Raw genomic sequence first — 14,429 nt, forward strand, 5'->3', positions numbered from 1 at the left:
GAATGGAGAAATGGTTCAATATCGGTAAAATCGTGAATACACACGGAATCAAGGGAGAAGTGCGGGTGCTCTCCCGTACCGACTTCCCGGAAAAACGCTATAAAAAAGGCAATACTCTCTATTTATTCCTCCCCGGACAAACGGAAGGAATTCCGCTCGTGGTGAATAGTCATAGGACTCATAAGTCATTCGATCTTCTTTCATTTGAAGGTTATGAAAGCATCAACGATGTGGAAAAGTTTAAAGGTGCGATGTTAAAGATTCCTGAAAGCCAGCAACACGAATTGGAGGAAGGGGAATATTACTTTCATCAAATCATTGGCTGTCAAGTAAAGACGGAAGATGGCGACCCGGTGGGAATCGTAACGGAAATTCTTACACCGGGAGCCAATGATGTCTGGGTGGTAAAAGACTCCAATGGAAAAGAATATTATATTCCGTATATTGAGGACATCGTGAAGAAAGTAGATATTGACGAAAAAATCATTATAATCCATCCAATGGAAGGACTGCTGTCATGAAGATTGATATTTTAACATTGTTTCCGGAAATGTTTGACGGTGTCTTGTCATCTTCCATTCTAAAAAAAGCGGCAGAAAAGCAAATTGTCACCTATCATGTAGTCAATTTCAGAGAATTTTCTAATGACAAGCATCAATCAGTAGATGATTATCCATACGGGGGCGGCGCCGGGATGGTATTAAAACCACAGCCCATTTTCGACGCCGTCGCCCATTTGAAACAAAAAAGCGAAAACACTCAGCCAAGAGTGATCCTTATGTGCCCCCAAGGCGAGAGATATACGCAGAAAAAAGCGGAAGAGCTTGCCGAAGAAGACCATTTGATTTTGATTTGCGGACATTATGAAGGCTATGATGAACGTATTCGGACGATCGTTACCGACGAGATTTCCATTGGCGATTTTGTGCTGACTGGAGGCGAAATCGGTGCGTTGGCAGTTGTCGACAGCGTTGTAAGACTGCTTCCCGGAGTTTTAGGCAATGAGAATTCACCGATTATGGACTCTTTTTCCTCTGGATTGCTGGAACATCCTCATTATACACGCCCCGCCGACTTTCGTGGGTTGAAAGTTCCAGACGTACTGTTGTCCGGAAATCACCGATTGATTGAGCAATGGCGAATGAAGGAGTCGCTGCGAAGAACTTGGGAAAGAAGGCCTGACTTGTTAGAAAATTATCCATTAACTCCTGAGCAAAAAGAATGGCTGCAAGAATGGGAAAAGGGGAATTACTCGTCCTCCGACTCTTAAAAACGTACTGGCAAAATTTCTAATTGCTGCTTGATTTGCGGTTGGCGATATGATAAGATTTAGCTTGTGATTTGAACGAAATATTTCGTTCTTTTCGTTTGAAAACGATGTTCCGCTGCAAACGATCGATCTGCAAGAGCATCTGTTGGAAGGAGTTGAATACGATGCACCATTTAATTGATGAAATTACAAAAGAACAACTTCGCAATGATATTCCGGATTTCCGTCCAGGGGATACTGTACGCGTACACGTGAAAGTTGTAGAAGGAAATCGCGAACGTATCCAAATTTTTGAAGGTGTTGTAATCAAACGCCGCGGCGGCGGAATCAGCGAAACTTTTACTGTACGTAAAGTTTCTTACGGTGTAGGGGTTGAACGTACATTCCCTCTTCACACACCAAAAATTGCGAAGATTGAAGTTGTGCGTCGCGGTAAAGTTCGTCGTGCGAAACTTTACTATTTGCGTAACTTGCGAGGAAAAGCTGCTCGTATTAAAGAAATTCGATAATAGAACGATCTTTGCAAAAAGGAGCTTGTATTCAAGCTCCTTTTTATGTCCCAATACATACTGCATGCCGTTCCAAATGGTGGCAAAAATAGTTTAAATGAAGTAAAATAAATGCCATGTATGGATTCTTCAGACGAAGCTTCGTTTTATGGATGACCAAGTACACTGTGTGAATAACGCTTCAACAAATAATAAGAGTTGCGGCAGGAAAACGTATAGATCAGATCATGTTTCCGTTTTTTCTGCTTGAATTAATAGAAAAACAAACGCCGTTTTTCCTCGAAATTTGTGTGGCAAATGGTCCGAGGAAACAGCATGCAGGCGCAATTTTGATTCTATATAGGCATTGGGTGGTGGACAATTTGGCAAAACAGAAAAATGAATTATGGGAATGGACAAAAGCTCTTTTAATCGCAGTGGCTCTCGCGGCGATTATTCGTTACTTCGTTTTTGCTCCTATTGTGGTTGACGGGCTTTCGATGATGCCGACACTGCATAACGGAGACCGTATGATTGTCAATAAACTTGCGAAACCCAAACGATTCGATATTGTCGTATTTCACGCACCGGAAGGAAAAGATTATATTAAACGAGTGATCGGGCTTCCGGGAGATAGAATCGAATATAAGAACGACAAATTGTATATTAATGGAAAATATTATAAAGAACCCTATTTAGACAAATACAAAAAAGAAGTGACGGACGGTCCTTTAACACAAGACTTTACTTTGAAAGAAATTATTGGCCGCGATACAGTGCCAAAAGGAGAGATTTTTGTCTTAGGGGACAATCGCCGATTCAGCAAAGACAGCCGCCATATCGGGACGATCAAAATGGATAAAATAGTAGGGGAGACAAAGTTTATTTATTGGCCGATTAAAGATATCGGAATAGCCAAATAGCCCGTTTTTTGTACCAAAGGAATGTTTTTTTGTCGTTCCATTAAACACCTGTTTTCCGAATCATGGATTCATCTTAGAATTTCTCGTTGGAATAAGCTTGGCTTGATCAAAACACTTCATCTCAATAGCTAAGCTTATCAAGAAACCATTCAGATAGGAGGTGAAATCATGACGATACAATGGTTTCCTGGCCATATGGCAAAGGCGAGGAGAGAAGTGACCGAGAAACTTAAACTTATTGATATCGTTTTTGAGCTGGTAGATGCTCGTTTGCCTCTGTCTTCACGAAATCCGATGATCGATGAAATCATCCAGCAAAAACCTAGAATCATTTTATTGAACAAAGCGGATTTGGCTGATTCGGAATGGACGAAAGAATGGATCTCTTACTTCAAGAGTCGCCAATTGCCCGCCATTGCAATAAACTCTCAAGAGGGTCAGGGACTTTCCCAAATAATGAATAAGACAAAAGAGCTGTTGAAAGAAAAATTTGAGCGAATGAGAGCAAGAGGGATCAAGCCCCGTGCTGTTCGTGCTATGATTGTCGGTATTCCAAATGTGGGGAAATCCACTCTGATTAATCGGCTGGCTAAACGAAACATTGCCAAGACAGGCAATACACCAGGGGTGACGAAAGCCCAACAATGGATAAAAGTGGGGAAGGAACTGGAACTTTTAGATACCCCAGGTATTTTATGGCCTAAATTTGAAGATGAGGAAGTAGGCTATAAATTGGCGCTAACGGGGGCCATAAAAGATTCGATCATTAATTTGCAAGATGTTGCAGCTTATGGACTGCGATTTTTAAAGGAGCATTATCCCGAGCGTCTGACAGAGCGATACCAGATTGACCCTCATTTGGAAATCATCGAAATGTTTGATGCCATTGGAAAACTGAGAGGCTGCCTGCTAAAAGGCGGAGAAATTGATTACGATAAAACTACTGATATTATCATCCGCGATATCCGTTCTGAAAAGTTAGGGAAATTGACATTTGATTTTCCGGAAAATCACCTTTCTTAAAGATATTTGCGACGTAACCCCTTTTCTTTTCAACCTGCCTGTGAGGGAATAAAGACGAAGCTTTTTGGGGAGAAGCTGAATTTTTTCCATATGGACTCTTCAAAGTTAAATGAATCGGACGATGTCCACGACAGACTCAAGACCCTCTTAGCGGGTCTTTATTTTTTATTGTGAAAAGCCGATAATAAAACCAAGAGGGGACATGCCCCTTATCCAATATCGAGCATTTTCTGATGAAATTCAGCTGACGATTCGAAGTTTTGGATGTTTATTCTGTCCTTATATCCAGATCGAAAGAAAAGGGATTCTTAGAATAGAAGTAATAGTTTTGAAAGATTTCCGTTCCATTTCAAAAAGGAGGAGACGGTATATGAGCCTGACAATTGGGGAAATCAAAGAAAAAATCAAAGAGATCGAGTCTGAGGATGACCCGTTATTTCGGGAATGGCTGGGGGATGAGCGAAAAGGAGTGCAAAAACTGATTCAGGCTTGGTATAAAGAACAAGAAAAGAAACAGAGAGAAAAAGAACAATTTCGATCATTATTTACTTATGAAAATAAAGCCAAAAAAAAAAGGTTATTCGATTATTGCCGGGATCGATGAAGTTGGCAGAGGGCCGCTTGCCGGACCCGTTGTAGCGGCGGCGGTCATTTTGTCGGAAGATTTTTATTTGCCGGGTCTCAATGATTCTAAAAAACTGAGTAAAGCAAAACGAGAATCCTATTATACATATATTAAACAACATGCAGACATAGGAATCGGGATTGTGGACCATAAGGAAATTGACCAATTGAACATCTATCAAGCGACAAAAAAAGCAATGCAGCTGGCTGTACAATCGCTCACTCGAACTCCGGATTATTTGCTGATCGATGCCATCACTCTCCCGCTTTCTGTTCCTCAAGAATCTATTATAAAAGGAGACAGTAAAAGTGCTTCGATTGCCGCCGCATCGATTGTTGCGAAAGTGGAAAGAGACAGGATGATGGAACAGTTTGCAAAGAAGTACCCCTATTACGGATTTGATCAAAACATGGGCTACGGAACGAAAGAGCATCTTGCTGGTTTGAAAATATACGGCCCTTCAGACATCCATCGCTTATCCTTTTCTCCGGTGAAAGAAATCGTGGAGAGCCTAAAAGGGGAGAAGATTCATTGAATATTTTGCAAAGTATTGTTTCCCTAAAAGGAATCCCTCGGGAAAGACAAGTCCATTTTCAGACAGGAGAAATGTTTTCGGCCAAAATTGTCCGGTGGCTTCCGCAAAATATGGCAGAAATCAATATAAAAGGACAAAAGATGTTCGCTAAAATGGAAGTTCCGCTCCAAGCCGGAGAACGGTACTGGTTTATAGTAGCCACGGTGAAAAATGGTTTGCACTTAAAAGTGCTTGCCAATGCAGCAGAAATGGGGACGGACCCTAAACTTGCGGCCGAAAGTCTTGTGAAAAAACTTTCTCTTCCCGTTTCTCCGGAGATCAAGGCGATTGCAGAAAAAATGGCGGCTGAACAATGGGTGCTGACAAAAGAAAAAATGAAAAATGCAGCCCAATGGCTGAAGCTGACGGATACAAAAGCAGGGCTTGACATTTTAAAGTTGATGATGGATCGTTCCCTCCCATTTACGAAAAGTGTCTTTAATTCATTGATGTCAGTAATGGGGGAGACGGGCAGCACCCATTCATTGTTGGCGGCATTAAGGGAACAGATGGCGTCTTCATCGCCTGAAGGAGATCTTGTGCCCCCATTGATGAACACGCTTCATCAAATAAAGGATCCTTCCACAAAATTATTGGCAATGAAGTTTTTCCAAAAGTTTCTTGCGCTTCTGGAAAGCGGCGGTCCATCCGAACAAGATGCCGCAGCTGATTTGCTTCAAAAGTGGGGATTTTTGCCGAAAGAAGAACAAAACGGTGTTCGACTGTCCGATTTGGCGATCAAATGGCTGAATTCTTTATTTTCTTCTTCAACGGATGATGATTCCTTTCAACGGCTTTTTTCATCTGGGGAGATTGGAAGAAAACAGCTTTCATCCTTTTTATCCCGGCTGGATCCCGCCCAGCAAGAATTGGTTCGTGATATTTTGCGTGAGAGTGGATCGAAACGGTCGCAGACAACGGAATGGGCTGAAAAAGTTTATTCGGCATTGCTGAAGGAGGCGGCATCCATTCCGGAAAACGGTGAAATCTCATTAAAGAAACTGGCTGCTTTGCTGACAGTTTCGGAAGACCGGCTGCTAAAACTAGTGGAACAGGAGGCTGACCGTACGAGACAGCTTCCCTTAGATAGCTTAAGCGAAGGGGAAAAACTGTTCCAGGGCTTGTGGGAAAAAGTAAAACAAGAGACGGAAAATCATTTAAAAGGCAAGGATGCTTTTGCTCTCTTGAAAACGATGATGAAATTATTGGGCGCCGATTACGAATCCAACCTTTTATCTTTCACTGAAAATTGGAAAGAAGTTTTAAAACCACAGCTGGCCGATCTTGTAATAGACCAGGCTTCCGGAGAGATCAAAGACAGCGCCGAAAAACTATTGGCAAGGCTGAATGCATATCCGATTTTATCAAACGATCTGGGAGCCGCTCAAACCATTGTCATGAATTTTCCTCTTTCTTTTTTCGGACTCAACACAGATTTGACCATAAAATGGTCGGGAAAAAAGAACAAAGACGGAAAGCTTGACCCGGACTATTGCCGAATTCTTTTTTATTTGGATTTGAAAAATTTAAAGGAGGTTGTTGTCGATATGCAAGTTCAAAACCGTATCGTCACTCTCCTTATAATGAGCGACAACCCGGAACTAAAAACGATTGCCTCTCCGCTTCTATCCAACTTAAAAGAAGGATTGCAACAGATTCGCTACCAATTATCTTCTGTCCAGTTTAAACCTTTAGATGAAAAAAACGGGAAAATGATCCTTCAGGAAATGATGCAAGATCCATTTTCGACCGGAGTGAATATTTTGATATGAAAAAAGAAAACGGAATAAAACGAAAACAAGCAGCTGCTCTTTCTTATGATCCTCATAAGCATCAAGCTCCAATTCTTATCGCGAAAGGGTCGGGCAAAACGGCTGAGGCGATTATTGAAAAAGCTAAAGAAAACCATATTCCCATTCAAGAAGACCGTAATTTAGTGGAATTGCTTTGCAAACTGGAATTGTCTACAGCGATACCGGAAGAACTGTATCAAGCAGTTGCAGAAGTTTTTGCCTTTATTTATCGGTTGGATAAAGCAGAGGAAGGGCATAATGAGTGAACCGGCGGAACGCCGGTTCTTTTTCGCAATTATTAAAGTAAAAGAGAAGAATAGGGACATAAAATACAAAAAAAAGACATAAATGCTGATAAAATGAGAGAAGAGCTAGACAAATAGTCAGAGTTTTTATAAAATAAACAATACGCAGTCCATTATTGGTTGTTAATAGGAGGATGGAATGAATGAATATCCATGAGTACCAAGGAAAAGAAATACTCAGAAAGTATGGGGTGGCGGTTCCAAACGGCAAAGCGGCTTTTTCTGTGGAAGAAGCAGTCGAAGCCGCTAAAGAACTGGGGACGGATGTTTGGGTTGTGAAAGCGCAGATTCATGCTGGGGGACGTGGAAAAGCAGGCGGCGTCAAAATTGCGAAAAACTTAGATGAAGTTCGTACATATGCGGAGGAATTGTTGGGGAAAACACTTGTCACACATCAAACTGGTCCAAAAGGCAAAGAAGTAAAGCGCTTACTTATTGAAGAAGGCTGCGATATAAAGAAAGAATATTATGTGGGGATCGTGCTGGACCGTGCCGCTTCCCGCGTTGTATTAATGGCTTCAGAAGAAGGCGGTACGGAAATAGAAGAAGTGGCTGCGAAGACACCTGAGAAAATTTTCAAAGAGACGATAGATCCATTAACGGGATTAACACCTTTCCAAGCCCGCAGGATTGCTTTCCATATCAACATTCCAAATGAACTGGTGAATCAAGCGGCGAATTTCATGCTGGGTCTTTACAAAGTATTTGTTGAGAAAGACTGTTCCATTGCAGAAATTAATCCGCTTGTTGTGACCGGCGACGGAAAAGTCATGACGTTGGATGCAAAGCTTAACTTTGACTCAAATGCTCTGTATCGCCATAAAGATATCCTTGAATACCGCGATTTAGACGAAGAAGATCCAAAAGAAATCGAAGCTTCTAAATATGATTTAAGCTACATTTCTCTTGAAGGCAATATCGGTTGCATGGTAAATGGAGCTGGTCTTGCGATGGCAACTATGGATATTATTAAATATTACGGCGGTGAGCCAGCGAATTTCCTCGATGTCGGGGGCGGCGCTACAGCTGAGAAAGTAACGGAAGCCTTTAAGATTATATTATCTGATCCCAATGTAAAAGGGATATTTGTCAATATTTTTGGAGGCATTATGAAATGCGACATCATCGCGACGGGTATTGTCGAAGCCGCTAAAGAACTTGGCTTGCAAGTTCCGCTTGTGGTACGTCTAGAAGGAACCAACGTGGATCTAGGCAAGAAAATTTTAAATGAATCTGGTCTTCATATTATAGCCGCAGAATCCATGGCGGATGGAGCACAAAAAATAGTGGAACAAGTAGGTTAAGAAAGGCGGGGAAAAAATGAGTGTATATGTGAATAAAGAAACAAAAGTCATTGTTCAAGGAATTACCGGATCTACTGCTCGATTTCATACAAAACAAATGCTGGAATATGGTACGAAAATTGTGGGCGGTACTTCACCTGGTAAAGGTGGCACGGAAATAGAAGGGGTGCCCGTATTTAATACTGTGAAAGAAGCCGTGGAAACCACCGGGGCAAACGCATCGGTTATTTATGTACCTGCGCCTTTTGCTGCCGACGCGATTATGGAAGCAGTAGATGCCGAACTGGAATTGGTCGTCTGCATCACAGAGCATATTCCCGTTTTGGATATGGTTCAAGTAAAACGCTTTATGGAAGGAAAGAAAACACGGTTAATTGGTCCCAACTGTCCAGGCGTTATTACACCGGAAGAATGCAAAATTGGCATTATGCCCGGATATATTCATAAAAAAGGCCATGTCGGCGTCGTTTCCCGGTCTGGAACTTTAACGTATGAAGCTGTGCACCAATTGTCACAAGCCGGTATTGGCCAATCTTCAGCCGTCGGGATCGGAGGAGATCCTGTCAACGGAACGAATTTTATTGATGTTTTAAAAGAGTTTAATCATGATCCCGACACTTATGCCGTCATTCTGATTGGAGAAATCGGTGGTACCGCAGAGGAAGACGCGGCCCGCTGGATAAAAGCCAATATGAAAAAGCCGGTTGTCGGATTTATCGGTGGAAGGACGGCCCCTCCGGGTAAACGTATGGGTCATGCCGGCGCGATTATTTCAGGCGGCAAAGGGACGGCGGATGAAAAAATCCGCGTGATGAAAGAATGCGGCATTAAAATAGCGGATACGCCGGCGAAAATAGGCGAAACATTGATTGAAGCCATTAAAGAGGCAGGACTGTACGAACAATGTAAGACCCATTGACCAAAATGAAGTTTAAACAGACAATCTTTTTTTGTCAAAATACTTGTAATAGTCGGCCGTTGGGAAAAGCAATCGGTGGTTCTGCAACCAACCATTGCTGAAAAGTCCCAACGGCTTATCAAGCTTAACTAGGAGTAAGAATATTTCTTAGTACAAGATTGTTTCGGTGCTTAATTTAGTAAAAAGTTCGTTTTCTACCGTTCCGTTCCTTTAGATGCCTCAATGTATTGACCCCAATTTGTAAAAAGGACGCTGTATTAAGAACCAATCAGACATTCGGAAGAGTTTCCCCATTGAACCAATATTAGACTTGCCAATATTGAAGAAGGGGCTTCCTGCCCGTTCATGTGCGATAAAGGAAACTTCCGTCAAGAGACCGGTGATGGTTAGTTGAACCAAAAAAGGAGGACTTTTATGGATGAATTGTCGCAAAAACTGTTTCATTTATCTCATTGCCCGTCGATGACTTGGAACAGAATCTTTCGCCTGTTAAAGGCCGATCCTTCGTTGAAACATATCTACTCTTATTCTGCCCGCCATTTCAGTGAAGTTTTGTCCATCCCCTTGGAAAAATCTCTTCAGATTTATCACGAAATCCATTCCTTTGACATTCATCGATCGTTGAATATATATAATCGTTATCAAATTAAGTTTTTTCCCATATATGATTCTAATTATCCTCGCTTGTTAAAGCAAATCCCCACTCCGCCTTGGGGTCTTTATGCAGCAGGAGATTCCCGGCTTTTATCTGATGAGAAAAAGATTGCGTTTGTTGGATCCAGAAAAGGAAATGATTATGGAAAAAAAGTCATCTCCGAGTTTATACCGCCGTTGGTAGAGGAAAAATTTATTATTGTCAGCGGTTTGGCTTCCGGTATTGATTCCTTCAGCCACCAAGCGGCCTTACAAGCTGGCGGGAAAACCATTGCTGTACTTGGCGGCGGCTTTTTTCATCTTTATCCGAAAGAAAACGCTCCTTTAGCGAAACTTATTGCGGAAAAAGGGCTTTTAATTTCAGAATATCCGCCAAATAGGAAACCGAAAAAGTGGCATTTTCCGGAACGAAATCGAATTATTAGCGGTATGACGATTGGTACGGTGGTCATACAGGCAGGAAAGCGGAGCGGATCTTTGATCACCGTTCAGCATGCTTTGGAGCAAGGAAAAGAAGTGTTTGCAGTCCCCGGCGCCATTTTTGATCCCCTTTCCGAAGGCACACATGATTTAATTGCGGATGGAGCTCATCTCGTTAGAAACGCCGAAGATATTATAAAGGCTTTTTAAATGGAGGCAAAGAAAAAAATTTCAACATAAAAATGAAAATAGGAATTTTTTCATCCACAACGGATTATGAATGAAAAACAGATTTTTTATGTAAAAAGGTTGCATTTCTTTTCATTCTGTTATACATTGTGCAACAGAATACTCGCAAACAAGTTTCCAAAATTATGAAAACTGAAAAACGAGAGAAAACATTACAAACGGAAGATGCCTCTAATCAGTGGGTATATCTTTCGTATAAATGTTTCCATTTTTACCCGTTAGGGGAGGTTTACACATGTCAGATTATCTCGTAATAGTGGAATCCCCAGCAAAAGCAAAAACCATTGAAAAATATTTGGGGAAAAAATATAAAGTGAAGGCTTCCATGGGGCATGTCCGCGATTTGCCTAAAAGCCAAATGGGAGTTGATATAAAAAATCGTTTTGAACCAAAATATATTACTATTCGCGGAAAAGGCGCCATCTTAAAAGAGCTGAAATCAGCAGCCAAAAAGGCGAAAAAAGTTTATCTTGCCGCCGACCCGGACCGTGAAGGAGAAGCCATTGCATGGCATCTGGCTCATAGTCTAAACCTCGACATGGACTCAGACTGCCGTGTGGTTTTCAATGAAATCACAAAAGATGCCATTAAAGAATCTTTCAAACATCCACGGCCGATCAATATGGATTTGGTCGATGCCCAGCAGGCGCGCAGGGTGCTGGATCGTCTCGTAGGGTATAAAATAAGCCCGCTGCTTTGGAAGAAAGTAAAAAAAGGATTGAGCGCAGGCCGAGTTCAATCGGTTGCACTTCGGCTTATCATCGATCGAGAAAAAGAAATTCAGAATTTTAAGCCGGAGGAATATTGGACGATCGAAGCAGTCTTTCGAAAAAATAGCGATCGTTTTCAAGCTTCGTTTTACGGGATCGATGGAAAAAAACAGGATGTGAAATCAGAGGAGCAAGTAAAGGAAATTTTAGCCAAACTTAACGGAGAAGAATTCACGGTTGATAGCGTTACGAAAAAAGAACGAAAACGAAACCCTGCTCCGCCTTTTACCACATCTTCTTTACAGCAAGAAGCTGCCAGAAAGCTTAATTTCCGTGCGAAGAAAACAATGATGATCGCCCAGCAGCTTTATGAAGGGATTGATCTGGGAAAAGAAGGCACGGTCGGTTTGATTACGTACATGAGAACCGATTCGACACGTATATCGGAAGTGGCTCAGAAAGAATCTTTACAGTATATAGAAGAACATTTTGGAAAAAACTATACTCCAACGGAAAAGCGAAAAGAAAGAAAGCAAACAAATGCCCAAGATGCCCATGAAGCGATTCGGCCTACCAGCACATTTAGAGAGCCGGCGAAAATAAAAGAATATTTAACCAGAGATCAATTTAAACTGTATAAACTGATTTGGGAGCGTTTTGTAGCTAGTCAAATGGCTCCTGCGATCATGGATACCATCAGTGTGGATCTTCTGCAAAATGGGGTCATGTTTCGGGCAAATGGTTCGAAAATAAAATTTCCGGGATTTATGAAAGTTTATGTGGAAGGAACGGACGATAACAAAGAAGAAAAGGAAAATTGGTTGCCTGATTTACAAAAAGGTGATAGAGTAAATTCGGAAAAAATTGAACCTGTACAGCATTTTACACAACCACCGCCAAGATATACGGAAGCTCGTTTAGTGAAAACGCTGGAGGAGCTTGGAATTGGACGGCCATCCACCTATGCTCCTACTCTTGATACGATACAAAAACGAGGCTATGTGTCTTTAGATAATAAACGCTTTGTTCCCACAGAGCTTGGCGAAATTGTCTATGAATTATTGCTTGAGTTTTTCTCGGAAATTGTAGATGTGGAATTTACGGCCAATATGGAAAAGGAATTGGATGAAATCGAAGAAGGAAAAGTAGAGTGGATCAAAGTCATAGATGATTTTTACAAAGGCTTTGAAAAACATTTGGATAAAGCAGAACAAGAAATGGAAAAAGTAGAAATAAAAGATGAGTATGCCGGGGAAGATTGCGAACGATGCGGAAGCCCGATGGTATTTAAAATGGGCAGATACGGAAAGTTTATGGCCTGCAGCAATTTTCCGGAATGCCGAAACACTAAGCCGATAGTGAAAGAAATCGGAGTGAAATGCCCGAAATGCCATAAAGGAAATATAATAGAAAGAAAAAGCAAAAAAAGCCGGATTTTTTACGGCTGCGACCGTTATCCGGAATGCGATTTTCTTTCATGGGATAAACCGATTGATCGTAAATGCCCGAAATGCGAAGGACTGTTAGTAGAAAAAAAATTAAAAAAAGGCGTGCAAGTTCAATGTACACAGTGTGAATATAAAGAACAACCGCAACAATAAATGGAATTTGGCTGCATGATTGAATGTGGGCGTTCTTTGTCCTTTCGTTCCGAAAATGCCTGCAGCAAAAGCAGTCCGTAAAACAGCCTCGTGTGAGGAATGTTAAGATTCCAATAAGATCACGGAAGGGTGGGCAAAATCGCTCACTCTTTCTTCGTGGTAAGCAAAACGCTTTTTTTGACGATTCAGCTGTTGTAAAATCCATACGGGATAAAGAAGAGACAGTAAAACGATAAGGTTCATCTATCAGGAGGCAATATAAATATGACACAAACGGTAAATGTAGTAGGAGCCGGTCTTGCCGGAAGCGAAGCCGCGTTCCAAATCGCAGAACGGGGAATAAAGGTCAATCTTTATGAAATGAGGCCGGTCAAACAAACACCGGCTCATCATACCGATAAATTTGCGGAACTGGTATGTTCCAACTCATTGCGTGCCGATACTCTTACTAATGCAGTTGGTGTATTAAAAGAAGAAATGAGAACACTTAACTCCGTCATCATTCGTTCTGCTGATGATTGCCAGGTACCTGCAGGCGGAGCGCTTGCGGTTGACCGCCATGAATTTGCGGCCAACGTGACAGAACGAGTCAAAAACCACTCGAACGTGACAGTTTTTACGGAAGAAGTGACGGAAATACCAGAAGGCATCACGGTTATTGCGACCGGTCCTCTGACCAGCCCCTCGTTGTCAGAAAAATTAAAAGAGCTGACTGGCGAAGATTATCTTTATTTTTATGATGCCGCGGCGCCGATCATTGAGAAAGAAAGCATCGATATGGACAAAGTATATTTAAAATCCCGCTATGATAAAGGGGAAGCGGCATACTTGAACTGCCCGATGACGGAAGAAGAATTTGACCGTTTTTACGAAGCGTTATTGGCGGCGGAAACCGTTCCATTAAGAGAGTTTGAAGAAGAAAAATATTTTGAAGGATGCATGCCGGTGGAAGTAATGGCGCAAAGAGGGAAAAAGACGCTTCTGTTCGGGCCGCTAAAGCCAGTTGGATTGGAAGATCCTCGTACCAATAAACGTCCATTTGCAGTCGTGCAGCTGAGACAGGATGATGCTGCCGGGACATTGTATAATATTGTCGGTTTTCAAACGCATATGAAATGGGGGCCGCAAAAAGAAGTGATCCGTTTAATTCCCGGATTAGAAAATGCTGAAATTGTCCGCTATGGTGTGATGCATCGAAATACATTTATTAATTCTCCGAAGGTGTTAAAAGCGACCTATCAATTTCGAAATCGGGACACTTTATTCTTTGCCGGGCAAATGACGGGGGTAGAGGGATATGTAGAATCAGCTGCCAGCGGATTAGTGGCAGGATTAAACGCTGCAAGACTGGCGAAAGGCTTAGACCCTGTGGAATTTCCTGCTGTTACGGCGATTGGCAGTATGGCACATTATATTACGACTGCTAATCCGGACCATTTTCAACCGATGAATGCGAACTTTGGATTGTTTCCTGCACTTCCGAAGAAAATTCGTGATAAAAAAGAAAGAAATATGGAATACGCACGCCGAGCATTAGAAACAATTCATAACTTTGTGAAAAGTTTGTAGAA

The 14,429-nt window shown here is 41.8% G+C and carries 12 protein-coding genes and 1 pseudogene; all 13 read left to right on the plus strand.

Annotated elements, in window-relative coordinates:
* The first annotated feature begins 2 nt into the window (after positions 1-2).
* The 13 genes and pseudogenes from rimM (at position 3) to trmFO (ending at position 14,427) form a co-directional block, all read left to right on the plus strand.
* Positions 3-521 (plus strand): ribosome maturation factor RimM, encoded by a 519-nt coding sequence (gene rimM / locus NST12_RS06525; RefSeq protein WP_048623144.1) that lies wholly within the window; start codon positions 3-5, stop codon positions 519-521.
* Positions 518-1,270 carry a tRNA (guanosine(37)-N1)-methyltransferase TrmD gene (trmD, locus tag NST12_RS06530; protein ID WP_003354554.1) on the plus strand — a complete coding sequence of 251 codons (753 nt, stop codon included), beginning with the start codon at positions 518-520 and terminating at the stop codon, positions 1,268-1,270. The genes rimM and trmD overlap by 4 nt, the downstream gene beginning before the upstream one ends.
* Before the next feature lie 164 nt (positions 1,271-1,434).
* Entirely contained in the window at positions 1,435-1,779 is a 345-nt protein-coding gene (rplS, locus tag NST12_RS06535; protein WP_003354556.1) for a 50S ribosomal protein L19, read from the plus strand.
* 362 nt (positions 1,780-2,141) lie between these two features.
* Entirely contained in the window at positions 2,142-2,681 is a 540-nt protein-coding gene (gene lepB, locus NST12_RS06540; RefSeq protein WP_328201424.1) for a signal peptidase I, read from the plus strand.
* Positions 2,682-2,849: 168 nt separating this feature from the next.
* Entirely contained in the window at positions 2,850-3,704 is an 855-nt protein-coding gene (ylqF, locus tag NST12_RS06545; RefSeq protein WP_341100664.1) for a ribosome biogenesis GTPase YlqF, read from the plus strand.
* A gap of 370 nt (positions 3,705-4,074) precedes the next feature.
* Positions 4,075-4,864, plus strand: a pseudogene (locus NST12_RS06550) (ribonuclease HII).
* The gene (locus tag NST12_RS06555; RefSeq protein WP_341100666.1) at positions 4,861-6,675 is read left to right on the plus strand and encodes a hypothetical protein; all 1,815 of its coding nucleotides are present in this window, start codon (positions 4,861-4,863) and stop codon (positions 6,673-6,675) included. Before NST12_RS06550 ends, NST12_RS06555 begins: the two are co-directional and overlap by 4 nt.
* A complete protein-coding gene (locus tag NST12_RS06560) occupies positions 6,672-6,962 on the plus strand; it encodes an EscU/YscU/HrcU family type III secretion system export apparatus switch protein (RefSeq protein ID WP_341100668.1) in 291 nt (96 codons plus the stop codon). Before NST12_RS06555 ends, NST12_RS06560 begins: the two co-directional genes overlap by 4 nt.
* Positions 6,963-7,144: 182 nt before the next feature.
* Positions 7,145-8,305, plus strand: a complete 1,161-nt coding sequence (sucC, locus tag NST12_RS06565; RefSeq protein WP_341100670.1) for an ADP-forming succinate--CoA ligase subunit beta — start codon at positions 7,145-7,147, stop codon at positions 8,303-8,305.
* A 16-nt stretch (positions 8,306-8,321) separates the two neighbouring features.
* Positions 8,322-9,224 carry a succinate--CoA ligase subunit alpha gene (gene sucD / locus NST12_RS06570; RefSeq protein ID WP_048623151.1) on the plus strand — a complete coding sequence of 301 codons (903 nt, stop codon included), beginning with the start codon at positions 8,322-8,324 and terminating at the stop codon, positions 9,222-9,224.
* A gap of 414 nt (positions 9,225-9,638) precedes the next feature.
* A complete protein-coding gene (gene dprA / locus NST12_RS06575) occupies positions 9,639-10,508 on the plus strand; it encodes a DNA-processing protein DprA (RefSeq protein WP_327797880.1) in 870 nt (289 codons plus the stop codon).
* A gap of 274 nt (positions 10,509-10,782) precedes the next feature.
* Complete coding sequence (gene topA, locus NST12_RS06580) at positions 10,783-12,858, plus strand: type I DNA topoisomerase (RefSeq protein WP_327797879.1); 2,076 nt, start codon at positions 10,783-10,785, stop codon at positions 12,856-12,858.
* A gap of 264 nt (positions 12,859-13,122) precedes the next feature.
* On the plus strand, positions 13,123-14,427 hold the full coding sequence (trmFO, locus tag NST12_RS06585) for an FADH(2)-oxidizing methylenetetrahydrofolate--tRNA-(uracil(54)-C(5))-methyltransferase TrmFO (RefSeq protein WP_445662321.1): 1,305 nt from the start codon (positions 13,123-13,125) through the stop codon (positions 14,425-14,427).
* Positions 14,428-14,429: the final 2 nt, after the last annotated feature.

It is taken from the genome of Bacillus sp. FSL W8-1127 (assembly GCF_038006725.1).
GTDB classification, from domain to species: Bacteria; Bacillota; Bacilli; order Bacillales; family DSM-4216; genus Bacillus_O; species Bacillus_O smithii.

What these genes read in the sequence shown, in the direction of transcription:
- NST12_RS06560 (WP_341100668.1), top strand. Translation starts at nt 6,672, where the DNA reads ATGAAAAAAGAAAACGGAATAAAACGAAAACAAGCAGCTGCTCTTTCT.
- sucD (WP_048623151.1), top strand. Translation starts at nt 8,322, where the DNA reads ATGAGTGTATATGTGAATAAAGAAACAAAAGTCATTGTTCAAGGAATT.
- trmFO (WP_445662321.1), top strand. Translation starts at nt 13,123, where the DNA reads ATGACACAAACGGTAAATGTAGTAGGAGCCGGTCTTGCCGGAAGCGAA.
- trmD (WP_003354554.1), top strand. Translation starts at nt 518, where the DNA reads ATGAAGATTGATATTTTAACATTGTTTCCGGAAATGTTTGACGGTGTC.
- dprA (WP_327797880.1), top strand. Translation starts at nt 9,639, where the DNA reads ATGGATGAATTGTCGCAAAAACTGTTTCATTTATCTCATTGCCCGTCG.
- rimM (WP_048623144.1), top strand. Translation starts at nt 3, where the DNA reads ATGGAGAAATGGTTCAATATCGGTAAAATCGTGAATACACACGGAATC.
- ylqF (WP_341100664.1), top strand. Translation starts at nt 2,850, where the DNA reads ATGACGATACAATGGTTTCCTGGCCATATGGCAAAGGCGAGGAGAGAA.
- sucC (WP_341100670.1), top strand. Translation starts at nt 7,145, where the DNA reads ATGAATATCCATGAGTACCAAGGAAAAGAAATACTCAGAAAGTATGGG.
- rplS (WP_003354556.1), top strand. Translation starts at nt 1,435, where the DNA reads ATGCACCATTTAATTGATGAAATTACAAAAGAACAACTTCGCAATGAT.
- topA (WP_327797879.1), top strand. Translation starts at nt 10,783, where the DNA reads ATGTCAGATTATCTCGTAATAGTGGAATCCCCAGCAAAAGCAAAAACC.